This window comes from Shivajiella indica (assembly GCF_042683085.1).
Classification (GTDB): Bacteria; Bacteroidota; Bacteroidia; order Cytophagales; family Cyclobacteriaceae; genus Shivajiella; species Shivajiella indica.
This window is the reverse complement of sequence record NZ_JBHUIV010000004.1, coordinates 104,218-130,894: the sequence shown is the minus strand read 5'-3', so window position 1 is coordinate 130,894 and position 26,677 is coordinate 104,218. Positions and strand designations below refer to the sequence as shown.

The following is a 26,677-nucleotide window of genomic DNA, read 5'->3' as shown; positions in this document are numbered from 1 at the left end:
TCTTTCTTAATTGTGTCGTTTCGTATCCAGCACTTCAATGAACTTTTTCCGCCTCTCAAGGCAGAACCGTCGGCCCATATGGCCGATCTTTTTTCCCGATCATTCCGAACAGGACTGCAAAGGTAATTACTTTTTTGCCTTTGACAATAAAAAGTTTAAAATTATTTTTTTGCCAAGCACTTCAGTTTTGCTATTTTCCCCGTTTGGGATTGCAAATGTGAGAAGCTTTTTTGAATTACCAAAATACTCCAAAAAAGATTTTTTAAAATATGACAAAAGTCACTGATGCTCAATCTCAAAAAAAATCCTACTTTGATAAAAACCAAAGCAGGATTTTTTAAAAGAGACTATACAAATATATTATAAAGGTTTCAAAGTAATGTTTCTCCAATACACCTTGATACCTCCTCCATCATGGATCTGAAGTAAAATTCCCCCTTCTCCTTTTCCTATTTTCCCGTCAGAATAGTCCACCATTTCAACCCCGTTCAAATAAGAAACAACCCTGTCCCCTTTTACCACGATCTTCATATGGTTCCAATCACCGTATTTCAAGGCACTGTCCTTTTCCTTGTCCGGTTTGATCAGCCAGCCCCTACCATAGGATTCATAAATTCCACCGGTATCATGACCAGGAGGAGCAACTTCCACCTGCCAACCTGAAACTTTAGTCCCATCAACAGTTGATCTGATGAATACACCGCTGTTACCATCCGCTTCCTGCTTAAATTCCATATTCACCTCGAAATCTTTGTAATTTTTCTTCGTCCCTAAATAACCATAGCCTTTATCAGGACCACTTTCAGAAATTAACAAGCCGTCTTCCACATACCATTTCTCAGTTCCATAAACTACCCAACCGTTAAGATTTTTTCCGTTAAACAAAGAAATTTCTTTTTTCCCTTGGAAGGAAAAAACTATAGCTATTACTGAAATAGCAAATACTGTACTGATTATTTTTTTCATAATGGTCTAATTTTAATGTTTTTGAACCAAGCCTCACTTCCATGGTCCTGAAGTGAAATCAATCCGGTTTTTGAAATTGCATAATCTGGGAATGCATCCCATTTACCACTATTCCTCCTTTGTAGCCAATCTTCAGAGTAAGGGACAAATTCCAGGGTTTTTTTGCCATTGAGCCAATAACTGGCAGACTCATTGGTGAAAATTATTTTAGAAATATTCCATTCTCCAGAAGGTTTTACTACACCTTCTACATCCGCGGGATACATGGCATAATCAGAAGCAATTGACTGCCAGTCTTCAAGGGGATGCTCAAATCCCAATTGATCAATTACTTGATATTCAGGACCTGTTTCATATGGAGCTTTATATTTTGGATCTTCGACCACATGGTAAAATACACCGCTGTTTCCCCCAGGGGCTATTTTCCAGGTAAACTCCAACTCAAATTGTTCAAAGTCCATTGGGGCAAATACAATGTCACCCCCTATGTCCCCTCCCGTTCCCAGTGCTTTTAGGGAACCGTCCTCTACCGTCCATCCATCAGGAAAAGCCTCTCCATTGAAAGACCTCCAACCATCCGTGTTTTCACCATCAAATAAAAGCATCCAACCTAGGGATTTTTCATCTTCTGTCAAGGTATTATCTGCCACAACCTCCACTTCTGATTCCACCTCCTCGACTTCTTCTTTTTTTTCAGGTGCACAGGAATAGAAAATAACAAATAAGGCCAATAATAATCCTAATCTATTTTTCATACTCATATCAATTTCATATTTATAGGATCCCATTGAATTAATTTATTCTGAAAATAACTATCGTTACATAATAAAGCCGGAGCAGCTGCACGGAATCCAAATACAGGATCCTCCGCGACTGTACCACCTGTCCTGATGGCAGTAAACCAGTTTCCAAAATGATCATAATGAGCCCCTTTCCAATTTCTTTGGGCGGTATAGACCAATTCTTTTGGAGGTAAAATAGTGGCTCTTGTCTCAGGCTCACCTCTTAATCTTGCCTGTTCCTGTAAAAACGGATCATCAGAGGTCACGGTCTGGTTCATCTTCACCACAACTTCTTCCCATTTCACATCCATAGAACCTTTTGTCCCCACAATTCTTAAATAAGTGGTACCACTGGTTCCATCCACGAAATTACACCTCAATGAAAGGTTAAACCCAGAATGTTCCTTTGTTTCCGGATAATCAAAAGTTCCCAATAAAACATCAGGCACTTCCCTTCCATCTTTCCAATACCTCAATCCTCCCATTGCGGATATTTTGTTTGGTCCATAGGAATTGGTGATAAAATGTAAACTCGAAAAAAGGTGTACAAACAAGTCACCTGACATTCCTGTTCCATAATCTAGGTAATTTCTCCACCTGAAAAACCTTAGGGGATCCCAATCACGGCTTTTGGTATTCGATGTATATCGTTTCCAATCTACTGTCTGCTCATTTCCATCTTTTGGAATAGCATATTGCCAAGCTCCTTCAGGCGACATCCTTGCCCAAAATCCTTCTGCATATACAAGATCACCTATTGCTCCAGAGGCAAGTAACTCTTTGGCTTTCTCATTACCCAAAGAAGAAACACCTTGGCTACCGACTACCATAACTTTGCCGGACTTTTTCCAGGCATTGATGACATCCATTCCTTCTTTTACAGAATGAACCATTGGTTTTTCACAATAGACATGCTTTCCTGCATTCATGGCATCAATACTGATCTGTTTATGCCAGTGGTCGGAAGTTGCGATGATAACCGCATCAACATCGCTTCTCTTGAGTAATTCATGATGATCCTGGGTTACAAATAAATGATTGCCCCACCTCTGTTTGGCTGCGTCCAGTCTTCCTTTGTATAAATCACATACTGCCACCAATTCTACATTGGAATGCTTTAAAGCTGTATTGGTGTCTTCAATACCCATAATGCCCGCTCCGATCAAAGCCAACCGGATGGCAGACTCATTTTGGGAACTTATTAACCCCTCCCTTTCCAGAAATTGCTTTGCTGTGGATTCTTGGCTGAATGCCAAAGGACTTAATGCGGCCACAGCTCCCGTTGCCCCTAATTTCTTTAAGAAATTTCTTCTTTGTTGCTTCATGGATATTGGGTATTATTAATAATTTTCGAGTTCAAAAGTTAATTAAATTTTTTGCAAAAGTCGGTTTAGATGCTTTATAATTTTATAAACGGCATAAAGTTCAAGATCACATTCAGAATTGAAAAATGAATATCATGTACTACCAGACTTATTAACTTTTACAAATCAAAATTAAACCACATACCTGAAATCATAACCGGGATCAAGCTCCAGCAGGAACCTATAGATCAATTCTATCACATGTTCGATATCCTCTTTACTGGCTGTCTCAACAGTAGTATGCATATATTTCAGCGGTAAAGAGATCAAAGCAGAGGGTACACCTTCATTGGAATAGGCAAATGCATCAGTATCGGTCCCAGTACTTCTTGATGCAGCAGCTCTTTGGAAGGGAATGTCATTCTTTTTGGCCGTCCCAATGATCAAGTCCAACAACTTTTTGTGAACTGCTGCCCCATATGTGAGCACTGGGCCTTTTCCTGCCACCTGTTCCCCACTGCTGATTTTGCTGTAAAGAGGAGCAGTAGTATCATGGCATACATCTGTTATGATAGCCACATTGGGTCTGATCCTGGCAGCAATCATTTCCGCTCCCCTTAAGCCAATTTCTTCTTGAACAGCATTCACAACATATAAGGAAAAAGGAAGTTTAATCCCTGACTCTTTGATTTTTTTGGCTACCTGAGCAATCATATAGCCACCGATTCGATTATCCAGTGCCCTTCCAGAATAAAACTTTGCGTTCAATTCCTGTAATTCATCTTTGAAAGTAATGACACAACCTACATGGATACCCAAATTTTCAACTTCTTCTTTGGACCTGGCTCCTACATCTATAAAAATATTGTCCAAAGTTGGAGATTCCTCTTTGCCTTCCTTTCTAACATGAATGGCAGGCCATCCAAAAACTCCCGGAACAATCCCTTTATCAGTATGGATATTTACCCTCATGGAAGGGGCTATCATATGATCTGAACCACCATTGCGCCTCACATATATATATCCATCAGCATTGATGTAATTTACAAACCAGGAAATTTCATCCGCATGGGCTTCAATGACAACTTTGAATGGATGCTCAGGGTTGATTACTCCTACAACTGTACCATAATGATCGGTAAAGTAGGTATCTACAAATGGTTTTATGTAGTCCAACCAAATTTGCTGTCCTGAAGCCTCAAAACCTGTAGGTGATGCATTATTAATATATTTATAAAGAAAATCGGTTGTTTGTGACATAGTGTTGTTGAAATTTGAAATTTGGAATTTGAATTTTACAATGGAATGTTTCCATGCTTTTTCCTTGGCAGCTTATCCACCTTATTTTCCAGCATTTTGTAGGCCCTTATCAATTTTTCCCTGGTTTCTGAAGGCATAATTACCTCGTCTATGAAACCTCGGTGCGCGGCCCTGTATGGATTGGCAAATTTTGAGGTGTACTCGTCGATTTTTTCCTGAAGCTTGGCTTCCTGATCATCTGCTTCTGCAATTTCTCTTTTAAAGATAATTTCGGCAGCTCCTTTTGCTCCCATCACTGCAATCTCTGCTGTCGGCCAGGCAAAATTCAAATCGGCCCCAATATGTTTGGAATTCATGACATCATAAGCTCCTCCATAAGCTTTTCTGGTAATAACCGTTATTCTAGGAACAGTCGCCTCGGAAAATGCATAAAGTAATTTCGCTCCATTGGTGATAATCCCGTTCCACTCCTGATCGGTTCCCGGTAAGAATCCAGGTACATCCACCAATACTAAAAGTGGCACATTGAATGAATCGCAAAACCTTACAAATCTGGCAGCTTTGATAGAGGCATGATTATCCAAAACTCCGGCCAGGGATTGTGGCTGATTCCCCACAATTCCAATACTTCTTCCAGCTATACGGGCAAAACCCACTACGATATTATCAGCATAGTTTTTATGGACCTCCATAAAAGAGGATTCGTCAACGATCCCTTCAATAACTTCCCTCATATCATAAGGATGGTTGGGATTGTCAGGCACAATGTTATCAAGTACTTCCCTCGACTCATTTTCCTTCATTTCATAAGCATATACCGGAGCCTCATCTTCACAGTTTTGGGGAATATAGGTAAGTAATTTTTTGATATGATTGATGCATTCCAGCTCATTGGCACAAGCAAAATGGGTAACCCCACTCTTGGTACTATGGGTACTTGCCCCTCCAAGTTCTTCAGCGGTCACATTTTCCTGGGTTACTGTTTTTACCACATTTGGCCCAGTCACAAACATATAAGAAGTATTCTCCACCATTAAAATAAAATCGGTTATGGCCGGCGAATAAACCGCGCCCCCTGCGCATGGCCCCATAATGGCTGAAATTTGGGGAACCACACCCGAAGCGAGGGTATTTCTATAAAAAATATCAGCATATCCCCCGAGTGAGACTACTCCCTCCTGAATTCTGGCACCACCAGAATCATTTAAACCAATGACGGGAGCACCATTTTTCATTGCCATGTCCATAATTTTGCAAATCTTCTCTGCATGGGTTTCAGATAGTGACCCTCCAAAAACAGTAAAATCCTGCGAGTATACATAAACCAACCTTCCATTGATTTCCCCATATCCTGTCACCACTCCATCCCCAAGGTAATATTCCTTGTCCAAACCGAAATCTTTTGCCCTGTGCATGACAAATTTGTCAATTTCCTGGAAAGTCCCTTCATCTATCAGAAGATGAATCCTTTCCCTGGCAGTAAGTTTACCTTTTTTGTGTTGAGCAGCTATCCTATTCTCACCCCCACCCAGAAGCGATTCAGCATTCTTTTTCTTCAAAAGTTCGATTTTCTCCTTATTACTTGGGAGGGTGTAGATCCCTTTGATATTGCTTTTCATATCCCTAAAGTTTTTTGGTTTTTCCAAATATAAGGAGGTGCCGACTAGCTGGAAAGTAAATTTTCAGAAGATCAAAGAAAAATCAATCCATCAGATATAAAAGTGGAGATTATCATGCATTTACAATAAACTTTCTATATTCGCACAATCAAAAATTAAGGTCGGCATGATTCCGAATAAGGCAGCAATCATTGATATGGGTACCAATACTTTTCATCTGCTATTGGTTGAATTATATGATCAAAGATTTGAAACTTTATACAAAGAAAAAATCCCTGTGAAAATAGGTCAGGGGGGTATTAGCTTTAACACCATACACCCAGAGGCCAAAAAAAGGGCTTTTCATACTTTACAACATTTTAAAAACTTAATTGAGGGGGAGGGAATTACAAATGTCTTCGCGTTTGCTACCAGTGCTGTAAGGAATGCCGATAATGGGCCTGAATTCGTGGAAGAAATCAAAGAAAAATTCCAGATTAATGTGAATGTGATTGGTGGTGTAGAAGAAGCCCAAATGATTTATGAAGGGATCAGGTTTAGTGGATCTCTTCAAAACAGAACTGATCTTATGATGGATATTGGAGGTGGTTCGGTAGAGTTTATCATTGGTAACCAACATGAAGCCTTATGGAGAAAAAGTTTTGAAATTGGGGGACAAAGAATGTTGGACCTTTTTCATTACCACGATCCTATTTTAAAAGAAGAGGTGAATAATCTCACTGCCTATTTAGCAGAAAAGCTGGCTGAATTGGAAGAAGCTATTAAAGTGTACAAACCTGTTGGGCTTGTGGGAGCTTCAGGTACATTTGACACCCTGACTGACATTTATTATGCTTCGCTACATCAGGTAAAATTGAAAGATCAACAGGTGTTTCAATTACCAAGAAATGAATTTGAAATAATTGCTCAAAAATTGTTGACCATGAATAAGGAGCAAAGGTTGAAAATACCCGGAATGATTCCAATGAGGGTAGATATGATTGTAGTTGCTTCTTGCTTAATTGAATATATCCTTCAGCTTTTGCCGGTTGACTTATTAATTTGTTCAAGCTTTGCCCTCAAGGAAGGGGCTATAGCCCAATTGATGGGCAAACATTCTCTAGCAGCTGCAGAAAGCAGATAAAAGATATTTCTTTTCCAATCAAGTCATAAAATAGCATGACGTTTTCTTATTCCCAATTATTCGATTTTACCAATAAAATCTTGCAAAAAATTGGATGCTCTGAAAAAGAAGCTTTCTTGGCAACAGAGGTTTTATTAGCTGCAGACCTGCGTGGGGTTGATTCCCATGGGGTGGCAAGGTTATCAGGTTATATCCGTTTATGGGAAAAGGGACGAATCAACCCAAAACCGAATATTAGAATTATTCACGAGACACCCAGCACAGCAGTAGTGGACGGTGATGGGGGCCTAGGCTTAGTGGTAGCACCATATGCTATGCAAGTTGCCATTGAAAAAGCAAAAAATGCAGGAACAGGCTGGGTTTCTGTCAAGCATTCCAATCATTATGGAATTGCAGGTTATCACGCTATGATGGCTTTGGAACACGATATGATTGGAATTTCTTTAACCAATGCCAGCCCTTTGGTCAGCCCGACATTTTCAAAAGAAAGACTTTTAGGCACCAACCCTATTTCCGTTGCAATCCCTGCGGATAAACAGCCACCATTTGTTGCGGATATGGCAACAACGACGGCAGCAAATGGAAAATTGGAAATATTACAAAGAAAAAACTTAGATGCTCCACTTGGATGGGTGCAGGATAAAGAAGGAAATCAAACTACTGATTCAAACGGTGTAAAAAAAGGTGGGGCTTTATTGCCTTTAGGCGGGGACCGGGAGCATGGTTCACATAAAGGTTATGCTTTAGGAGCCATTGTAGATATTTTTTCAGCAGTATTGTCCGGTGCCAATTATGGCCCATGGGTACCTCCATTTGTAGCATTCCTGGACCCTGACCCAAATCCTGTAGGGGAGGGAATAGGTCATTTCTTCGGCGCCATGCGGGTGGATGCCTTCCGTCCCGCTGAGGAGTTTAAAGCCCATATGGATAATTGGATATCAAGATTCCGGAATGCAGCTACCACTCCTGGAAATGAAAAAGTACTGATCCCAGGAGACCCTGAAAGAGAATTGGAAAAAGAAAGGAAAATCAACGGCATCCCTTTATTAAAACCTGTTGTAGAGGATTTAACCTCCTTGGGAGAAAAATTTGGAGTAAAGTTCAATTAACATTCTTCCCTCACATCAATTATTTCATCACTTCTGGGGAATTCAATTCAGGAATTATTTGGATTTGGTGTTGACCAAGTCTGTGTCTGAAGGAATTCACTTCAGAAAAAAAGGAAATAAATTCCAATTCAATTTTCATTTGGTTTAAGGTTAATTTGGAAAATCCCTCAAATCGGACCATTGGTAAAATCATTTTTGCTGGGAATCCCCTTTTTTGTAAATTGTAGAAATTAAAATTATTGACACCTATTAACCCAATAACCTATGAATCACCTCAACAGAAGAGATTTCCTGAAAAGCAGTAGTGCAGCTACCTTGGCTTTAGCCAGTATGGGGCTGATGGGCATGCATCCCATTCACAACGAACAGCCACTTCAGGTTGCTTTGATCGGTACTGGGTGGTATGGAAAAAGTGATTTGTTTCGCTTAATGCAAGTTGCTAACTGTGATGTGGTCGCCTTATGTGATGTGGATGCCAATTTATTGAAAGAAGCAGGGGAATTGGTAGCCAAAAGATCAAAATCAGGGAAGACCCCAAAATTATATAAAGACTACCGGGACTTAATAAAGAACCATAAACTGGACATTACTGTGATAGGTACGCCAGATCACTGGCATGCCCTGCAAGCTATAGCTGCAATTCAGGCTGGTTCACATGTTTATCTCCAGAAACCAATATCTGTTGATGTTATAGAAGGCGAAGCCGTGGTCGCTGCTGCAAGAAAATATAACAAGAAAGTTCAGGTTGGAGTCCAAAGGAGAAGTACTCCCCACTTGTTGGACGCAAAAAAAGAAATTCTTCAAAGCGGCAAGCTGGGAAAAATCTCTCATGTTGAAATCTGTTGCTACTATCATATGAGGGCAAATGGAAATCCCCTTTTGCAAGAGATTCCTGATTTTTTTGATTATGAAATGTGGACAGGGCCAGCGCCTTTAAGACCTTACGATGGCCTTCCCCATATCCGGTGGTGGAGAACATTCATGGAATATGGTAACGGTATAACCGGAGATATGTGCGTACATATGCTCGATACAGTCCGTTGGCTTTTGGGCTTGGGATGGCCAAAAAAAATAACATCTACAGGCGGAATATATGTACAGAAAGAGGGAAAATCCAATATTTCTGATACCCAAACGGCTATTTTTGAATATGATGAACTGAATGTAGTATGGCAACATAGATCTTGGGGCAATCCAGTTGATCCTGAATACCCTTGGGCATTTAAAATATTTGGAGAAAAAGGCATGCTGGCAGGTAGCACGCTAAAAGCCGAGTATATACCCTATGGAAATGGGGATAAGATTTTATTTGATTGCTTGTATGAAAGAGAAGAATATCCAGAAGACCTTAAAGAAGATAGGATTGAACTCAATGCAGCCCCGGCAACCCGAAGACAAATGTTGAACCTGATAGAATCCATCAATTCAGGTAAATTACCAGTTGCTGATATCGAAGAAGGACATATATCAACCGCATCTTGTATATTGGCGAATATGTCCATGGAGTTAGGAAGAACCCTTGTTTATGACCCGAAACAAAAGATTGTTGTCGGAGACACTGAAGCTACTGAGAAATTACGTCGACCATATAGAAGTCCTTGGATACATCCTGAGCCTGATAAAGTTTAAATTCAATAACCCTGGCTAGAATGTCAGGGTTATTTTTTAACCAAACAGGTCTGAACTCAAATACCTGTCGCCCCTATCACAGGTAATACAAACAATAATACCTGAATCTAAACTTTTGGACAATTCCAAAGCGGCAAATAAAGATCCTCCACTGCTCATTCCGGCTAATATACCTTCTTCTTTTGCCATTCTTCTGGTCATCATTGTAGCGTCACTTTGGCTGACATCAATAATTCTATCCACCCTGGAAGGATCAAAAATTTCTGGCAAGAATTCTGGAGACCACCTTCTGATTCCAGGGATATTGGAACCATCTGTAGGTTGAGCACCTACGATCTGAATATTTGGATTTTTTTCTTTCAAAAATCTGGAAACTCCCATAATAGTTCCTGTAGTACCCATGGCAGAAACAAAATGCGTTATTTTCCCATGGGTATCCTTCCATATTTCAGGACCGGTACCGGTGTAATGGGCCAAATAATTATCAGGATTTGAAAACTGATTGAGTAAAAAATATCCTTCGTTTAGAGCCATACTCTCAGCTAATTCCCTGGAAAATTCAATTGTTTTTTCGGCTGGCGTCAAGATAACTTTTGCACCATATGCTTCCATGGAAAGCACCCGTTCTTGGGTGGAATTATCCGGCATCACCAGGGTCATTTTAAGACCTAAAATATTGGCTACCATCGCTAGAGCAATTCCTGTATTCCCGCTTGTGGCTTCCACCAATTTGTCACCTGGTTTTATATCTCCTCTTTCCAGGGCCTTTTTTATCATATTGAAAGCAGCCCTGTCTTTAACACTCCCCCCAGGATTTTGTCCTTCCAGCTTGCAATAAATTTTTACATGAGGATTAAAAGGAATTGTACTTAGTTCTACCAAAGGGGTGTTCCCTATCAATTCAATCAATTTCATCCTTCGCTTTTAATAATATAAGTATCAGTTTCGTCGGAAGCCGGATTGTACATTTTTGCCTGATAGTAAATTTTACTTTTTGCGGGTACACTCTTGGTCAACCAAACATTCCCACCTATAATGGAGTGATGTCCAATAATGGTATCACCTCCCAAAATAGTCGCTCCTGCATAAATTACCACGTAATCCTCAATTGTTGGATGTCGCTTCTTATCTGCGTCTGCTTTTTCAATACTAAGTGCTCCTAATGTAACCCCTTGGTATATTTTAACGCAATTTCCTATCTCTGTAGTCTCTCCTATTACTACTCCTGTACCATGATCAATACAAAATCTTTCACCAATCTTTGCAGCTGGATGAATATCCACTCCTGTTTTGCTGTGGGCATATTCAGTAATCATCCTAGGGATTAAATTTACACCTAAAGAATGTAAAAGATGGGCAATTCTATAAGCTGCCACGGCATAAAATCCCGGATAACATCTGATGATTTCAGTCAAAGATTTGGCCGCAGGATCACCATCATACATGGCCTGTACATCCTGAATTAGTAAGTCATATACATTCTCCAGCTTCAAAAAAAATAAATGGGCTATTTCAGCCCCATCTCCATCATGAAGATGTTTATTTCTGATAAGAATCCTACTCAATTTATGCCTTAGTTCCTCTATTTTTTCAGAAATCTGATCCTCTTCTTTCAATAATTCAGTTGCAAAATCAGGGAATAACAATCCCAAAATACTTTCAAAAAAAGAATGAACCACTTTTGGTGAAGGGCATTCAGGACAATCTTTATGTGATTTACTGAGTTTTTTAATTAATGATTCCATGGCGGTCCGGCGGCTTTAAATTACATTACAAAACCAATCCTGATAACATATGGTTCATTGTAGGGAGATCTCAAGTTGTCAAACATCAAATTATACAAAAAGGTGAAGTTTGCCCCTCCTCTATTTCCGAAAGGTGCAAAATAACCGGCCCCAACAAATAATCCAGGAACCCATTCACGTCGAAAAGTTTCAGATGCTAAATTGTAAAGGTCGAAGTTCAACATTTCATATTCCATATGGGCAAAGAAATTTGGGAAAACATTGTATCTTCCAAAAACCCTTCCTCCATAAAGATTGGATTCTCCACCCACATACCTATTGTCATTAAAATATTGAAAAGTTGCCCCCACACCCCCTGAAAGCTTATTGGTAATCATAGCGCCTACCAGAGGGGAGACATCAATGAAGGTGATGGTTCCAAATGACATCCCAAAATTCCCTCCAAAATACAACCTATCCTTTAAGGGAGGCTTCATTTCCTCATCAATTTCTCTTTGGGCAAAAGCCTCGATCGACGAAAAAAATATAAGAAAAAAGACACAAAAAAAAAGACTATTCCTCAACCACAACATATAGATCTTCTGTTTTCTTTTTCATCAGATACCTCTCTCTGGCAAATTTTTCAAGCAGTTCGTAATTACTCATCAGCTCTTGCCGATCCTCTTCTATTTTTTCTTTTCGCTCTAAATAAAACTCTTTTTGTTTTTCAAGCTCCCTGACTTTTGCCCTAAGTTTAAACTGGCTAACAATATCATTGGAATCTATTAAAACCATCCACACAATGAAAAACAAGGTAAACATTACATAGAAATTCTTGGTATACTTCAGGTATTTTCCCATAATTATGGTCATTGATATAAACAAATATAAAAAATAGAAAATAAATAATTCCAAACCTTTGCAAGGAATAAAATTACGGGCGTAAGATTTAACGATATCAAGTAATTTCCCCCATCTAAAATGAATTAATTGTTAATATTGAAATCAACATAAAAAGTTGGGGTTAAACTTCCAGTACTGGTTCAATTTTTCAGAACAATCTAATGCCTGCAGAAAGTATTAACTGGTTTTGCCTTTGGTCAGTCTCAAATCCCACCACACTTTTTGAAATTTTACTTAAAGAACTCTCATATTTGAAATCAAGAATAATATTTCCAATATCAAAGCCAATTCCTGTTTGATAGCCTAAGGTAGAAGAACTGTAGTCTACATCAACGGCATTTTTCAAGGCATCTTCAATTGTATAATCCAATAAAATGGACGCAATCGGGCCAGCCTGAAGCCTAAAAATTCTCAAAATCTTAAACCCAAACATTACCGGAATATCAATTCTATTAAATGAAGCATCATAGCTGAATGTGTCTAATGCATCATTGGTTTGGATAATCGTGCCTCCTGTTTGAGAAAATAAAAACTCAGGTTGAAGAAATATAGAGTGACCACCCATTCTCACAAAAGCACCCAGATGATACCCGAATTTTTCATCGCCTGATTCAAACCCTTCCCCGTTCACGGAAATATTTCCCTGCGAAATACCAATCTTTGGACCAATTGAAAATTCCTGCGCATGCAACGTGAAAATCAAAAAAAAGCTAAAAACACTTGTTAGGAGGTATTTCATCTGAAATTTTTTAACAGGCTTTAATTTCTGAAAAAATAAAAGCAAAACCAAATTATAAAAAAAATGCAATGTCCTTCCGAATTAATCAATTCACCTCCAGGGCTCCGCTACCAAATCTCTTCGCAATATCATACAACTCGTGAAAATCCATAGGTTTTGGAAGTAATCTATCAAATGAAATAACACTTGATCTCTTGAAATAATCAATGTCACCTGCGGTAAAACCAATGATAGGAATATTGCTGATATTATCATTCAATTTTATTTCAGCCAATAATTGGATTCCGTCCATTAACGGCATCATGATATCAGTAATCACCACATGAAAATCAGGCTCTTTTGTAAGGATATCCATAGCCTCCAATCCATTATTGGCAGTCGTAACAGTATCATTTTCTTTTTCAAAAACTTTCTTAAGAATTAGCCTGTTTACCGCATCATCATCAACCACAAGTACTTTCATAAATAGATGAATTATCCATATGCTAAGGTACATAAATTTTTATTTAAAATGCATTTTTTAGAAGCTAAAATAAAAAAGAGGCTGTCTCCAATTTTGAAACAGCCTCCGGAAATATGCTTTTATTTCTTTTAACTTTAGATTATCCACCTTCCTGAGGGGTTCCAAATACACCTAACAGATCTAGTAGAACCAAAGCAATAACTACAGGACAAACCCATTTGATAAAGAAAATCCATGCTTTTCTTGAAAAACCTTTGAATTCAGGTGCTCCAGTAGCGAGTTCATCCGCAAAATCACTGATTTTTTTTGCCCAACCTGTATACAAACTTAACATTAAACAGATTATTACAACTGCGACAGTGCCAAAAGTAAAATCCATTATATCAAAAAAACCGACTTTTGTATTTCCCAAAAACGAAATAGACAATGAATTGAAGAAATTACCCTCTATTGAAGATAAAGCAGAAGGTACAGACAGGACCATAGCTGCGATTCCAACTGTCCAAGCCGCTTTTTTTCTACTCCATTTTTTGTCATCAATTAAAAAAGCTACTGGTACCTCTAACATGGATATTGTGGAAGTCAAGGCTGCAACCATCAACAATAGGAAAAACATGCCACCAATTATGTTGCCGCCTGGCATGGCATCAAATACCTTTGGAAGAACATCAAATACCAATGCCGGACCTGCTGCGGGATCTTTTCCCGGCAGTAATGCAAACAAAGCAGGAAATACCATCAAACCTCCCATCAATGCTACCACTGTATCCATACCGGCAATCCAACCGGAAGAGGAAACGATATTTCCATTTTTTGGAAGATAAGAACCAAAAGTAATCATTAGGCCCCAACCGACGGACATAGAAAAGAAAGCCTGGCCCAAGGCCTGAAGTACAACTTTGGAGTTGATCTTGGAAAAATCCGGATTCAGATAATATTCAATACCAGCACCTGCGCCTTCTAAAGTGACGCTTCGCCCAGCGATAAACAAAACAATGATCAATAATAACGGCATCAAAAATTTAGCGGCTTTTTCAATACCACCTGACACACCCCCTAATACTATGCCTATTGTCATCAACAAAAACGCAAAGGTCAGAGGAATGATATAACTTGGTGTCTGCTGGAATTCTTCAAAATCAACAGGAATATTAATGACCTCTGTAAAAATATAACCCAAAGTCCATCCTGCGATCACAGAATAATAACTCAAAACAAAAAAACAAACCAGAATACAAAGTATTCCGGCAAGTTGCCAAAATTTGTTTCCTCCCGTGCCCCTGATGGCTCCGATAGGGTTTTTCCCGGACAACCTCCCTAAAGAAATTTCATTCAGTAAAAGGGGTAACCCAATCAAAATTACACAGAGGATATAAACAAAAACAAAAGCACCTCCTCCATTTTGCCCTGTCAGATAAGGAAACCTCCAAATATTCCCCAAACCAACTGCCGATCCGGCTGCTGCCATAATAAAACCCAAACTGGATCCCCATTGGCCTCTGCCTTGGGTTTCTGAACTTATCGCCATACTTTCTCTATTAGTGTATTTTTTAGAAAATTTAATGATTAAGAATCGGCTAATTTAATTTGTTTTGATAAAATAGCAATTCCATCTGTCAAACTTTTGGAAGAATACATAACAATCCCTATTAACCTGAGCAAAACTTTCTCATTGAAATGATTACCTGGATTATTGGTTAAGTATTGAAACAAACCAAAATTCAGAACTATATGAAAGTAGCAAAATAAAATGCTTTTATTTTAAAAATAATATTCATAAAGAATTGAAATACAGTATTATTTGTACTCATAACCAAATTTTTTGGTGATTTTTGTCTTTGGTAATTCTTCAACGCTAAGGATCATAAAAACTGATTCCAAGGGTTTGTCCCTCGGACCTGTAGGTACTGAGGCAATCTTTTCCATTACATCCAAACCATCTATTATTTTACCAAACACGGTATACTCCCCGTCCAAATGCGGCGTTCCCCCAATGGATGTGTAAGCTTCTATTTGCTCTTTTGTAAGGGGTTTTTCCAAATTAATACTGTAAAACCCCTCCAAATTTGTTTTCTCTTGAAGCATTAGATGATTTAAGGAGTCAAATTTTTCCTCCTCATAAAGCCTGCTGTATTCATTTTTCAAAGCCTCATTACTTGCCAATTGTATATATTTAAAAAATGTTTCTGAAAGCAACTTCATATCGGTCACCAATTCATCTCTTTCATATACTTTCCCCTGTACGATATAGAATTGGGATCCACTTGATCTCCTTTCCGGATTGATGTTATTCCCTTGGCGTGCCGCAGCAATCATTCCTTTACTGTGAAAATATTGCGGAACAATTTCAGCAGCTATGGTTGGCCACTGATCCTGGGGTAATCCTTCTTTCCCAAAAACATCACCGCCCTGAATCATGAAATGTGGGATTACCCTATGAAACTCTGTGGAATCAAACCGGCCAGCTTTTGCCAAATCGACAAAATTCTTCTTGTGTATTGGGGTTTCGTCAAATAAAACGGCATACATATCACCATGCTTCGTTTGGATCTTAATAAGGTAGTCCTTTTCCGTTGTGCAGGAAAAAAGAACAAAAAGCAAAACCACAAAAGTAATTAGCCTCATTTTTTTCATTTTTTAAGTTCTGATTTTATTTCATTTAAAATCCTGTCCCCCCCAGTTGAAAGAATCAATTCCGCTAACCTTTCCCCGATTTGCCCGGCATCTTCAGGCCTGCCGATGAGTTGATGGGTTAATCTTTCGGAACCATCTAGACTGACAATCCCTCCCTTAAGGACCAGTTGACCTTCCAGAATTTCGGCGAGAGCAAAAACCGGTATACTACATCCCCCTTCCAAAACCCTTAAATAACTCCTTTCAGCTGTCAATCTGTATCCAGTTTCCAAATGATGGCATGCTTCCACAATTATTGCTTTTAGATTAGCGTCCAGCCCTACTGCGGATTCTATGGCCACACTTCCTTGACCAACTGCTGGGGTAAACTCTTCCAAGGATAATTCATGACGGATTAGATCATCATACCCCATCCTATGCGCACCTGCATAAGCTAACAATAAAGCATCACATAAACCTGTCTCCATTTTGGTTATCCTAGTCTGAAGATTTCCTCTAACCTCGACTGTTTTTACATGCGGATAAAAATGTCTTAGCGTAGCTATTCTTCGGGTGGAAGATGTCCCTAAAACCAAAGTTTTGGAAGAATCTTTATAGTCTATATCAGGTTTATGACTAAGGATGATATCATTTACTTTTTCCCTTTCAGTGAATGCAATTAATTCAAAGCCTTCAGGCAAACGGGATTGCATATCTTTGGCGCTGTGGACGGCTATATCAATTGATCCGGTGACCAATTGCTCTTCAAGTTCCTCTGTAAAAACTCCTTTACTGCCAATTTTTGAAATAGAAACATCTAGGATTTTATCTCCTTTTGTTTCCACTACTACAATTTCAGATTCAAGTCCTTTGGCTTTCAGTAAGTCGGCCACATAATAAGCCTGCCAAAGAGCAAGTTTACTTCCTCTAGTGCCTATCCGGATTACTCTGTTCATTTTTCAACTTTCTTTTATTGGCTCTCTTTTGAACCGAATCCTCAATAAATCTAACAATTTCGCCTGCAATATTGATTTGCGTTGCTTTTTCTATCCCCTCTAAGCCAGGGCTACTGTTTACCTCTAAAATTAGAGGGCCTCTTTCGGATTGGAGCATGTCAACACCTGCAATATCTAATCCCAAAGCATTTGCGGCACCCAATGCGGCCGATTTTTCTTCTTTACTTAATTTAATTATGCTCGCTTTTCCTCCCCTATGAAGGTTGGACCGGAATTCACCCTCTGCTCCTTGTCTTTTCATTGCCCCAACTACTTTACCATTTACTACAAACGCCCTGATGTCTGCACCTTTCGCCTCTTTGATGAATTCCTGCACAATAATCCTCGCCCTAAGGCCATGGAATGCCTCAATTACAGATTGTCCTGCCTTTTTTGTTTCCGCCAATACCACTCCCAAGCCCTGTGTGCCTTCCAACAGTTTAATGATCAGAGGTGCTCCCCCCACTCTTTCGATCAGTGCTTTTTCACCACCTTTTGAAAAGTTGGTGAATGCTGTTTTAGGCATTCCCAAACCAGCTTTAGATAAAATCTGTAAACTTCTAAGTTTATCCCTGCTCCTTACAATAGCCTGGGAATCATTTGCAGAAAAAACACCCATCAATTCAAATTGCCGGACCACTGCTGTACCATAAAAAGTAACCGAAGCCCCAATTCTGGGAATAATAGCATCCACATCTGCCAATTTCTCTCCTTTATAAATGATAGAAGGTCCTTCTTGCTCAATGATCAGGTCGCAAATCGAATGGTCCACTACCAAGGACTCATGACCAGCATCTCTAATGGCCTCAACCAGCCTTCTGGTAGAATATAAATGGGGGTTTCGTGATAAAACCGCTATTCTCATTTTCTTGATTTTTTTGATAAATTAACTTCCTGGACATCTACTAAAAACTTCCCTCCCAACACTTTTCTTCCAAGGAGAATGGGGTTCTTCATTTTTGATCTATCCGAAAGAGTGAATTCCATTTCAAACTCCTCCCCAAACATAATTACTTTTGTATTGACTTTATACCTTACTTCTTCCTGACCAAAGGAGTTCTTGACCTTTTTTTGGCTATAATTCTGTGTCCTTATGATTTTTCCGTTATACTTGGGATGGTTTTTGGGCAATACGATATAATAAAGCACTTTTTCTCCTCCTTCCTGTTTTTCTTCCCAATATTCACAATGAATGGAAGAAGTATATGCACCTGTGTCAATTTTCCCGGAAATATCTTTTAATCCCCATTCCGGAAGGGAAATCTTCTCTCTTCGCCCTATTATTTTTTTCATTAGGAAGCAGTTTGAAGAGGTTTCAATATCCTCGCAATGCTAAAAGAAAGGTCAGCAAATAATATTTTAGCATTGGCATTCCTTTCAAGGTAATAACTGGCTCTATTGATTAATTCATAAATCTTAGCCAATTTATCCTCATCCAAAACATTTACTCCGAGCTTATGGATAAAATCCCTATCAGATTCGGCACTTCTCATCAGTTCGAACAACTGACTTTTATCCAGCAGCACTTCCCTGATAACATTGATTGCGCTCAGTAAAAGCGACTTCTGGGCCTCTTTATCTTTTCCGCTAAAATTTTCAACAAAAGCCATCATTTCATTAACCTGAATGGAATAACAGACTCGAAACCAATCACGGATCAAAGCAGTATTTTCATCTTCTACCTGATCTATCATTCTGTAGGCTTCCCTCATATTGCCATCTGCCAAGGGTGCAATCTGGGTAGCAACTTCCCTGGAACAAAATTTTTCATTGACCAGATGATCCATGATTTCTTCATCTGAAAATGCCCTGATCATAACTTTTTGGGTCCTGGACAGAATGGTTGTAAGCAGTTGCTCCGGATGGGAGGTTACCAATAAGAAAATGGTTTTTTCGGCCGGTTCCTCCAAAATCTTAAGCAATGCATTAGCTGCATTTATATGCATGAATTCGGGGGACCAAATTACCATGATTTTATATCCCCCTTCAAATGATTTTAATGAAAGGGTTTTGATGATTTGCCTAGCAGCTGATTTTGAAATATTCAATTGTTTCTTTTCAAAGTCATTCAGATATATCCAATCTGAAACACTACCATAGGGAGTGCTGAGGGCAAAACTTCTAAAGGATGCCAAAAAATCAACTTTCTTTTTTTCGTCTTCTTCTTCCTTGTCTTTCCCTTCACCTGGCAAAGGAAAAGAAAAGTTTATATCAGGATGAACCAATTTTGCCATCTTTTGACAGGAAGGACAAACCCCACAGGCATCTTGATCACCTGGATTTTCGCAGTGTAGATAAGTAGCCAATGCCAATGCCATTTTCAGGTTGGGCGAACCTTCAGGGCCATGAAACAGCAATGCATGCGCAAGATGGTTGGTCTTTACAGCATTGATAATTTTGTCTTTGACTTCTTTATGCCCTGGTATGGAAGAAAATAACATAAACTCTTAACCTTCTTTGTCCCAAATACGGTAATGTCTGGTCAATTCAAAAACCTTTTCAATGATTTCTTTTTCAAGGTCACTATATTCCATTCCTCTACGTGCCATGACGGCAATGGCTGTCTCCTCAAATTTTCTGACCTGAAAAGTGCTGAAACCGGCAGCTCCTCCCCAGGAAAAAGAGGGTATGAAGTTTCTTGGAAAGCCGTCTCCAAAAATATTGGCCCCAACCCCAACTACTGTACCTGTATTAAACATGGTATTGATACCACATTTAGAATGATCCCCCATCATCAGGCCACAAAACTGCAAACCCGTATTGGAAAAGCCACCTTTGGTGTAATCCCATATTTTCACTTGCGCATAATTATTCTTTAAGTTTGAATTATTGGAATCAGCACCTATGTTACACCATTCACCGAGAACAGCATTACCAAGGAAACCCTCGTGCCCCTTATTGCTATATCCGAAAATTACTGAATTTGATATCTCTCCTCCAACTTTGCAAGATGGACCAATAGTTGTATCTCCCCTCATTTTTGCTCCCATATTTACCGTAGAACCTTCGCATAAAGCAAATGGTCCACGGATTAAGGCGCCTTCCTGTATTTCGGTATTCTTTCCTATATAAATAGGTCCAGCTTCCGCATTGAGAACGGCAGCTTTTATTTTGGCCCCCGGTTCAATGAATATCTCTTCTTCATTGTAAATAATAGTATGTTTATCCGGATTGGGCTGAGAAACCCTTCCTTCAGTAATTAGTCTAAAATCATTTTTCAGCTCCTTTCCATTGAATTGGAAAATGTGCCAGCTTTTTTGAATGATTGTCAGATCTTCCTCAAAATCAATGCTTGTGAAGGACTTGCAGATTTCAGGTTGAAATGATGCGGGATCTTCTATAAGAGCGGCAAGTAGGATATTCTGCTTATAAAGCGCCTCTCCCTTGTTCAATCCTTGTATTTTATTCCAGAGTATTGGGGAGGGGCACACTGCTCCATTAACCAAAATAGCAGCACCTTCTTTTTTTGGAAACTTGGACGAAAGATAATCCTGAGTCAGAAAACCCGGGGTCAATCCGCTATATTTTTCCCATTTTTGAGAAATCTTGAGAATTCCTACCCGTATATCTGCTACAGGTCGGGTAAAAGTGAAGGGCAATAAAGAACCCCTGATGGCCGGGTCATCAAATAATATCAGATTGTCCATGCCACAAAAATAAAAAAGTCTCCCGGAAAACAACTCCCGCGAGACTTTTACCTGTTAAACTTTCAGGACAATTATTTCTTTGCGTATCTTTTGTTGAATTTTTCCACACGTCCTGCAGTATCCAACAACATTTTCTTACCAGTGTAGAAAGGGTGTGAATTGGAGCTCACTTCAATTTTGTAAACCGGATATTCTTTACCGTCTTCCCAAACAATAGTTTCGTTCGTCTCAATAGTGGACTTGGTGATGAACTTATATTCGCTGGAGGTATCGTAAAATACGACATCTCTGTAGTTAGGATGAATCTCTTTTTTCATTGTATTACTATTTATCTTTGACCGCTTTTCACAAATGAGGCACAAAGTTATTTCTTTTTCGAAACCTTTCCAAGAAACCCTGAAAATTATTTGTAGGATCAATTTGAACCTCGATTCAATACCAACTCCAAAAACAAAGATTATATGCTAAACCCGTTATTTCAAGGCCCTAAATTTTCAATTCCCAAACCACCCTTTCATTAGCTGCCAAGAATTCATTTGCAAAATTTTTTCAATTCCTTTTCGAGTTATCATTTATTTTATATTACTTTGTTTTTCAAAGTACTTTTAAAATGAAAGATCCTAATAAAGATTTAGCAGAGATCAAAACTATGATGGAGCGCAGTACACGCTTCCTTTCCTTGAGCGGACTAGCTGGCGTCATGGCTGGAATCTATGCATTAATCGGTGCCCTCATAGCTTATTATTGGCTTTACTTCCCGCATCTACCTTTTGGGAATAACTCTCTTCATCAATTATCCGGAAGAGTATTGACCAACTTGATCTATACGGCAATTACGGTATTGGCGCTATCCATCTTTACTGCCTGGATCTTGAGCAGGAGAAAAAGTAACAATAAATCCGGACATCTGAGCACACCCGCTGGAAAACGATTTATTGAATCTCTTTTTATTCCTGTTATTATTGGGGGGTTATTTTGTTTCGCTCTTTTGCATCAAGGGTTTTCTAGCTTCATTGCATCGGCAATGTTGGTGTTTTATGGTTTGGGTCTGTTCAATGCTTCCCACTTTACCCTCAAGGAAATCAAAAATCTCGGATATAGCCAAATTATTCTGGGAATTACCGCAGCCTTTTTCCCGGAATTCGGCCTGATAATCTGGGCATTGGGATTTGGCCTATTACATATTCTATATGGAAGCTTGATGTATTACAAATACAACCAATAAAGTGACAGGGATTTTCGACAAAGCATTTGAAAATGTGATCAGACTTCGGGTTATGTCCATTCTAATGGTCAATGAGCAATTTGATTTCAACTCTTTTAAGGAATTATTGGAAGTCACCGACGGAAATTTGGCTTCTCATCTCAGGTATTTAGAAAACCAGAAATATATTTCGGTAGAAAAATCCTTTATGGGAAGAAAACCTTTAACAACTTATATGGCCACTTCAATGGGGAAAAAGGCATTCCAATCCCACCTGGAATTCCTTGAAAGGCTGATCAAAGAAAATAAAGCTTAAAAAAATTTATCAATTTACTTTGAATTACAAAGTACTTTCAAGCAATCAGAATTAATCAAAATAAACCATGCTATGAACTATTCTTCCAACAACACACTGTCAATCAAAAAACTGATTCTGCCTATCTCCATAGGTGCCTTTCTACCCTTGGCCTTCCTGCTTATCATCATCCTTACTAAAGAAGACCATTTCAAATCCTGGATGTATTACCCACTCATAATTATTCCAACAGGTGGGGCCATAGCTGGAGCATTTTTCTACATGATGGGTTTTCAATGGTTTCCAAAAGGGAGTAAAAAGCTCTTAGCTATTATTTTCAGCACAATCTTATACTTTTTGGCGCTTTGGATAAGCGCAGTGATGGCTTTTGCAATTACCGGCCATTGGAATTGATCAACATCAGTCCGGAATCCTTAGATGAAAAATTGAAATTTGAAAATAAATAACAACATGCAAGAAGAAATTTTAACCCACTTTGAAGACCCTGTCTATTTGGAAAGTTTATACAGGAAAAACAAATCTGACTTCAAAAAGGCCTTTGACTGTATTTATCCAGAACTCAAAGACAATAAACTTGCTGAGTTTTGGCATCAAAGACTTATATATGAAACTGATACTATTTTCTGGGGAACAAGGAAGGAATTGAAATTTGTTGCAATCCTTTCCCTAACCGCAGGTTTACTAGCCAAGATTCCTCATATTTTTACCATCAATGAAGAATTCTTTTATCCCAGAAACATCAGCTTTATTGTCCTTCCTTCCTTAACCGCTTATTTTATCCACAAAAACAATCTATCTAACAAAACAATTGCATGGATAACAGCAATGCTTTTGGTTTTCCTTATTTATATCAACCTTTTACCTAACAATCCTGAAAGCAATACACTGACTTTGGCATGTCTTCATTTACCTATACTGCTTTGGGGACTTTTTGGGATTTCCTTTTCCGGTCATGAACTTCAAAACTTCCAGAAAAGACTTGAATTTCTGCGATTCAATGGAGATCTGTTAGTTATGTCCGGGCTTTTATTGATTGCAGGCGGACTGATGACAGGGATTACACTGGGATTATTTGAATTTATTGGGCTGAAAAATCAGAAGTTTTATTTTAGTTATGTGGTGATTTTCGGGTTGCCCATGGTTCCAATTATTGCAACTTTCCTTACCCAAAACAACCCACAACTAGTCAATAGGGTATCTCCTGTCATTGCTAAACTATTCAGCCCATTGGTGCTTGTGATGCTTGTGGTGTATTTGTCTGCAATTGTCTTTTCCGGAAAAGACCCCTACAATGACAGGGAGTTTCTAATGTTATTTAACCTTCTTTTGATTGGGGTTATGGCCTTGATTTTCTTTTCTGTTGCTGAAAGCACAAACAGACAGAAAAATAAATTTGGAATATGGATTCTACTCTTATTGGCCATAGTCACTACAGTAGTAAATCTAATCGCATTATCAGCCATCATCTACCGCATCTCGGAATGGGGAATTTCGCCAAACAGAATTGCTGTACTTGGAGCCAATGTCTTGATGTTGACCCATATCATGATAGTCATCATCAAACTCTATAAGTCCGTATTGGGAAAAAAAGAATTGTCAGATGTGGGCAGATCAATAGTCCAGTACATCCCTGTTTACCTTATCTGGTCATTGTTGATTGTCTTTATCCTTCCTTTTGCTTTCGGATTTCAATAGTTCAGTTTGCATTATTTTTCAAAAACAATCCCCTCAGGACTGGCCCCAAGTTCCTTCAAACTTTGACTGACCGATTTTACCATAGGTTGAGGTCCACAAATGTAAAACTCCTGTGAAAAGTCTCTTATGTATTTCTTCAGAAAATCTTTGTCAATCCGTCCATACTTATGGCCTTCTTTTACTTCCTGATCCAATGCGGAAATAAAATCCTTACCCAATAAATCTTGAAAATAGGCTTCAAGAATTACATCTTTTCCAGTTTTGTTGGCAAAAAACAAACGGTTTCCTTTAACCTCACCTTTTGCTTGGAGGGACTTGAATATGGCTATAAATGGTGTAATTCCCGCGCCTCCTGCTATAAATACCCCTTTACCTCTGTATTGGATTGCACCCCAGGGATCATCAATAATCAACTCATCTCCTGCGGACAGTGTATCAAACTGTTTCGTTACCCCATCATGGTCACGATAAGATTTGATCACAAATTCAAGATGATTATCTCCAGGTAATGAGGTGAAGGTAAATGGGCGTTTTTCATCCTTCCAACCTTCCCGATTAATTGCGACTTCAGTAGCTTGCCCTGGCACAAAATCATAGCCAGCAGGTTTACTTACTTTATACAACTTCACATCGTGAGTCAGGGGTTCAATATTTAGAATTTCTACAATATTTTCCATGATTTTTTCATTTAGTCTTATTATAGTAAACGACCACGGAAAATTTTGTTTGGTTTTTATGCGGAAAATACCAGTTTGCAATATCCTTTCATTTTCCTTTACTTTTTTTAGCTTTACAATATTACAGTTTTACACCAAATGAAAAAACATCTCTTTTTCATCATTGCCTTATGGATATTTATTGGCAATCAAATTTTTGGACAAGGCGCCTATGTACCCTTCAACAGGGACTATTATCACCTTGTGGAAAGGTATGAAATACTTCAGGGAAAAAACAATAGCGAGTTTCATACCGCAAACAAACCTTACCGAAGGGATAAATTGGGAGCCTATCTGGACTCTCTGAATTCTTCCGGGATTATGACTTCAGCATCTGACCAGTTCAATCTTCGTTATCTCAGCAATGACAATTGGGAATTTGTTTCACAGGAAACAGAATATTCCAAAAAACCCTTTCTTAAGGAAATTTACAAAAAACCATCAGATCTTTTTTATTATAGGGACTCCATATTTGACTTTCATCTTAACCCAGTCCTTAATTTGTCAGGTGGTGTTGAACCGGGTTATGATAGCCGATTGATGAATAGCAGAGGAATTGAATTCCGGGGAAGTATAGATAGAAAAGTAGCATTTTATACCTATCTGACTACAACTCAAGTCATCTTCCCTTCCTGGGTGAAGGATAACATTGAACATAGCGGGGCAATTCCCGGTCAGGGCTTTTGGAAAAGATATAATGAGGAAGGGTATGGTTATTTTTCAGCTTTGGGACATGTAAGTTTTAATATCACCCGGCATATCAATGCCCAAATAGGGCACGACAGGAATTTTATAGGAGAAGGTTACCGATCCATGATTCTTTCTGACTTTTCCAACCCTTATATGTTTTTGAAACTTGATGTAAAAATCTGGCGCTTTACTTTCAGCAATTTATGGTCTCAAATGACGGCCGATGTGATTTATGATTCACAAGGTAGACCGACTGACGGAAGATATCCTCAAAAATGGTTTTCGCATCACAGGCTAGGGACCAATATTGGTAAAAACTTCAATATCGGAATATTCGAATCGGTAATGATGAATGAATTCAATTGGAATTACCTTAATCCCATCATTTTCTACCGATGGGTTGAACATCAATTGGGTACACCTGATAAAATCATGCTAGGTACGGATGCCAAATGGAATTTTACAAGAGGGATGCAATTTTATGGACAATTTGCACTGGATGAATTTGTGTTCAATGAATTTTTCGGCATAGACGGGAAACAATCGAGCAGAAACAAATATGGTTTACAGGTTGGGTACAAGTACATTGATGTTTTTAAAATCAAAAATCTCGATATCCAATTAGAATACAACCAAGCTAGACCCTATACTTATCAAGAAAAATTCCCTTATCAGGCTTTTTCAAATTACAGGACACCTCTTACCCATCCCATAGGAGCAAACTTCAGGGAATTCATTGGAATACTCAGGTACCAACCTATCCCTAGACTTTTTGCAAACTTTACAGGAATGTATCAGTTTTTTGGAGACGACCCATCTCCTGAAATCAATTTTGGCAAGGATGTATTGAAAAACAGGCTAAACCCAGGGACCGGTATTGGTCTTTACAACAACAAAATAGGACAAGGTATTGAAAACCGTGTATTGATGGCGAACCTGAATTTGAGCTACATGGTCAAACAAAATGTATTTCTTGATCTAAGCCATAGTTTCAGAAGAAGAACAGCGCAGGATTTGAACGAACCCGAATCCACTAATTTTACTCAGTTTGGCGTTCGGGTCAATATGGTCAGGAATGATTTTAATTTTTAAAAAATCAACAGACCTCTTATTATTAAATTTTGAATTTTGGAGTTTGGGGCTTTGGATTGAGATTGCCTGCCCCATATCATTTTTTATT

28 protein-coding genes are annotated in these 26,677 nt (G+C 38.7%); 8 read left to right on the top strand and 20 right to left on the bottom strand.

Annotated elements, in window-relative coordinates:
- Nucleotides 1-360: 360 nt before the first annotated feature.
- The 5 genes from ACFSKV_RS02165 to ACFSKV_RS02145 form a co-directional block, all read right to left on the bottom strand.
- Nucleotides 361-966 (bottom strand): 3-keto-disaccharide hydrolase, encoded by a 606-nt coding sequence (locus ACFSKV_RS02165; protein WP_380800016.1) that lies wholly within the window; start codon nt 964-966, stop codon nt 361-363.
- The gene (locus ACFSKV_RS02160) at nt 963-1,721 is read right to left on the bottom strand and encodes a 3-keto-disaccharide hydrolase (protein WP_380800014.1); all 759 of its coding nucleotides are present in this window, start codon (nt 1,719-1,721) and stop codon (nt 963-965) included. The genes ACFSKV_RS02165 and ACFSKV_RS02160 overlap by 4 nt, the downstream gene beginning before the upstream one ends.
- 2 nt (nt 1,722-1,723) lie before the next feature.
- The gene (locus tag ACFSKV_RS02155; RefSeq protein WP_380800013.1) at nt 1,724-3,073 is read right to left on the bottom strand and encodes a Gfo/Idh/MocA family oxidoreductase; all 1,350 of its coding nucleotides are present in this window, start codon (nt 3,071-3,073) and stop codon (nt 1,724-1,726) included.
- Between the two features lie 171 nt (nt 3,074-3,244).
- Nucleotides 3,245-4,312 carry a M42 family metallopeptidase gene (locus ACFSKV_RS02150; RefSeq protein ID WP_380800010.1) on the bottom strand — a complete coding sequence of 356 codons (1,068 nt, stop codon included), beginning with the start codon at nt 4,310-4,312 and terminating at the stop codon, nt 3,245-3,247.
- 35 nt (nt 4,313-4,347) lie between these two features.
- Entirely contained in the window at nt 4,348-5,931 is a 1,584-nt protein-coding gene (locus ACFSKV_RS02145) for an acyl-CoA carboxylase subunit beta (RefSeq protein ID WP_380800008.1), read from the bottom strand.
- A gap of 166 nt (nt 5,932-6,097) precedes the next feature.
- On the opposite strand from ACFSKV_RS02145, the gene ACFSKV_RS02140 reads away from it, so the two are divergent.
- From ACFSKV_RS02140 to ACFSKV_RS02130, 3 genes are all read left to right on the top strand, one after another.
- Nucleotides 6,098-7,054 (top strand): Ppx/GppA phosphatase family protein, encoded by a 957-nt coding sequence (locus ACFSKV_RS02140; protein WP_380800007.1) that lies wholly within the window; start codon nt 6,098-6,100, stop codon nt 7,052-7,054.
- A 35-nt stretch (nt 7,055-7,089) separates the two neighbouring features.
- The gene (locus ACFSKV_RS02135) at nt 7,090-8,163 is read left to right on the top strand and encodes an Ldh family oxidoreductase (protein WP_380800005.1); all 1,074 of its coding nucleotides are present in this window, start codon (nt 7,090-7,092) and stop codon (nt 8,161-8,163) included.
- Between the two features lie 264 nt (nt 8,164-8,427).
- Nucleotides 8,428-9,792 carry a Gfo/Idh/MocA family oxidoreductase gene (locus tag ACFSKV_RS02130; protein ID WP_380800004.1) on the top strand — a complete coding sequence of 455 codons (1,365 nt, stop codon included), beginning with the start codon at nt 8,428-8,430 and terminating at the stop codon, nt 9,790-9,792.
- 36 nt (nt 9,793-9,828) lie between these two features.
- On the opposite strand, the gene cysM is transcribed toward ACFSKV_RS02130, so the two are convergent.
- The 14 genes from cysM to ACFSKV_RS02060 form a co-directional block, all read right to left on the bottom strand.
- Nucleotides 9,829-10,707 carry a cysteine synthase CysM gene (gene cysM / locus ACFSKV_RS02125; RefSeq protein ID WP_380800002.1) on the bottom strand — a complete coding sequence of 293 codons (879 nt, stop codon included), beginning with the start codon at nt 10,705-10,707 and terminating at the stop codon, nt 9,829-9,831.
- Nucleotides 10,704-11,537, bottom strand: coding sequence for a serine O-acetyltransferase (locus ACFSKV_RS02120; RefSeq protein ID WP_380799999.1), 834 nt, complete (start codon nt 11,535-11,537; stop codon nt 10,704-10,706). Before ACFSKV_RS02120 ends, cysM begins: the two co-directional genes overlap by 4 nt.
- A 20-nt stretch (nt 11,538-11,557) precedes the next feature.
- Nucleotides 11,558-12,109 carry a hypothetical protein gene (locus ACFSKV_RS02115; RefSeq protein ID WP_380799997.1) on the bottom strand — a complete coding sequence of 184 codons (552 nt, stop codon included), beginning with the start codon at nt 12,107-12,109 and terminating at the stop codon, nt 11,558-11,560.
- Nucleotides 12,090-12,377: an FtsB family cell division protein gene (locus ACFSKV_RS02110; RefSeq protein WP_380799995.1), complete on the bottom strand. Its 288-nt coding sequence runs from the start codon at nt 12,375-12,377 to the stop codon at nt 12,090-12,092. The genes ACFSKV_RS02115 and ACFSKV_RS02110 overlap by 20 nt, the downstream gene beginning before the upstream one ends.
- A 190-nt stretch (nt 12,378-12,567) precedes the next feature.
- Nucleotides 12,568-13,158: a porin family protein gene (locus ACFSKV_RS02105; RefSeq protein WP_380799994.1), complete on the bottom strand. Its 591-nt coding sequence runs from the start codon at nt 13,156-13,158 to the stop codon at nt 12,568-12,570.
- Between the two features lie 85 nt (nt 13,159-13,243).
- Nucleotides 13,244-13,621 (bottom strand): response regulator, encoded by a 378-nt coding sequence (locus ACFSKV_RS02100; protein WP_380799993.1) that lies wholly within the window; start codon nt 13,619-13,621, stop codon nt 13,244-13,246.
- Nucleotides 13,622-13,760: 139 nt separating this feature from the next.
- Nucleotides 13,761-15,149, bottom strand: a complete 1,389-nt coding sequence (locus ACFSKV_RS02095) for a sodium-dependent transporter (RefSeq protein ID WP_380799992.1) — start codon at nt 15,147-15,149, stop codon at nt 13,761-13,763.
- A 269-nt stretch (nt 15,150-15,418) separates the two neighbouring features.
- Nucleotides 15,419-16,246, bottom strand: a complete 828-nt coding sequence (locus tag ACFSKV_RS02090) for a peptidylprolyl isomerase (protein WP_380799990.1) — start codon at nt 16,244-16,246, stop codon at nt 15,419-15,421.
- A 5-nt stretch (nt 16,247-16,251) separates the two neighbouring features.
- Nucleotides 16,252-17,190: a hydroxymethylbilane synthase gene (gene hemC, locus ACFSKV_RS02085; protein WP_380799989.1), complete on the bottom strand. Its 939-nt coding sequence runs from the start codon at nt 17,188-17,190 to the stop codon at nt 16,252-16,254.
- Nucleotides 17,162-18,094: a 30S ribosomal protein S6--L-glutamate ligase gene (gene rimK, locus ACFSKV_RS02080; protein ID WP_380799988.1), complete on the bottom strand. Its 933-nt coding sequence runs from the start codon at nt 18,092-18,094 to the stop codon at nt 17,162-17,164. The genes hemC and rimK overlap by 29 nt, the downstream gene beginning before the upstream one ends.
- Nucleotides 18,091-18,522, bottom strand: a complete 432-nt coding sequence (locus ACFSKV_RS02075; RefSeq protein WP_380799986.1) for an ATP-dependent zinc protease family protein — start codon at nt 18,520-18,522, stop codon at nt 18,091-18,093. Before ACFSKV_RS02075 ends, rimK begins: the two co-directional genes overlap by 4 nt.
- On the bottom strand, nt 18,522-19,670 hold the full coding sequence (locus ACFSKV_RS02070; RefSeq protein ID WP_380799984.1) for a DNA polymerase III subunit: 1,149 nt from the start codon (nt 19,668-19,670) through the stop codon (nt 18,522-18,524). The genes ACFSKV_RS02075 and ACFSKV_RS02070 overlap by 1 nt, the downstream gene beginning before the upstream one ends.
- Before the next feature lie 6 nt (nt 19,671-19,676).
- On the bottom strand, nt 19,677-20,876 hold the full coding sequence (locus ACFSKV_RS02065; protein ID WP_380799983.1) for a GlmU family protein: 1,200 nt from the start codon (nt 20,874-20,876) through the stop codon (nt 19,677-19,679).
- A 71-nt stretch (nt 20,877-20,947) separates the two neighbouring features.
- Nucleotides 20,948-21,193: a type B 50S ribosomal protein L31 gene (locus tag ACFSKV_RS02060; protein ID WP_380799982.1), complete on the bottom strand. Its 246-nt coding sequence runs from the start codon at nt 21,191-21,193 to the stop codon at nt 20,948-20,950.
- Nucleotides 21,194-21,486: 293 nt separating this feature from the next.
- On the opposite strand from ACFSKV_RS02060, the gene ACFSKV_RS02055 reads away from it, so the two are divergent.
- From ACFSKV_RS02055 to ACFSKV_RS02040, 4 genes are all read left to right on the top strand, one after another.
- Entirely contained in the window at nt 21,487-22,101 is a 615-nt protein-coding gene (locus ACFSKV_RS02055) for a hypothetical protein (protein WP_380799980.1), read from the top strand.
- A 1-nt stretch (nt 22,102) separates the two neighbouring features.
- Complete coding sequence (locus ACFSKV_RS02050; RefSeq protein WP_380799978.1) at nt 22,103-22,396, top strand: winged helix-turn-helix domain-containing protein; 294 nt, start codon at nt 22,103-22,105, stop codon at nt 22,394-22,396.
- Nucleotides 22,397-22,468: 72 nt separating this feature from the next.
- Nucleotides 22,469-22,789: a hypothetical protein gene (locus ACFSKV_RS02045; protein ID WP_380799976.1), complete on the top strand. Its 321-nt coding sequence runs from the start codon at nt 22,469-22,471 to the stop codon at nt 22,787-22,789.
- A 57-nt stretch (nt 22,790-22,846) separates the two neighbouring features.
- Nucleotides 22,847-24,091 (top strand): hypothetical protein, encoded by a 1,245-nt coding sequence (locus ACFSKV_RS02040; protein WP_380799975.1) that lies wholly within the window; start codon nt 22,847-22,849, stop codon nt 24,089-24,091.
- An 11-nt stretch (nt 24,092-24,102) separates the two neighbouring features.
- On the opposite strand, the gene ACFSKV_RS02035 is transcribed toward ACFSKV_RS02040, so the two are convergent.
- Nucleotides 24,103-24,768, bottom strand: a complete 666-nt coding sequence (locus tag ACFSKV_RS02035; RefSeq protein ID WP_380799974.1) for an FAD-binding oxidoreductase — start codon at nt 24,766-24,768, stop codon at nt 24,103-24,105.
- Between the two features lie 138 nt (nt 24,769-24,906).
- Here ACFSKV_RS02035 and ACFSKV_RS02030 point away from each other — a divergent pair, with 138 nt between their 5' ends.
- A complete protein-coding gene (locus ACFSKV_RS02030) occupies nt 24,907-26,589 on the top strand; it encodes a hypothetical protein (RefSeq protein WP_380799972.1) in 1,683 nt (560 codons plus the stop codon).
- Nucleotides 26,590-26,677: the final 88 nt, after the last annotated feature.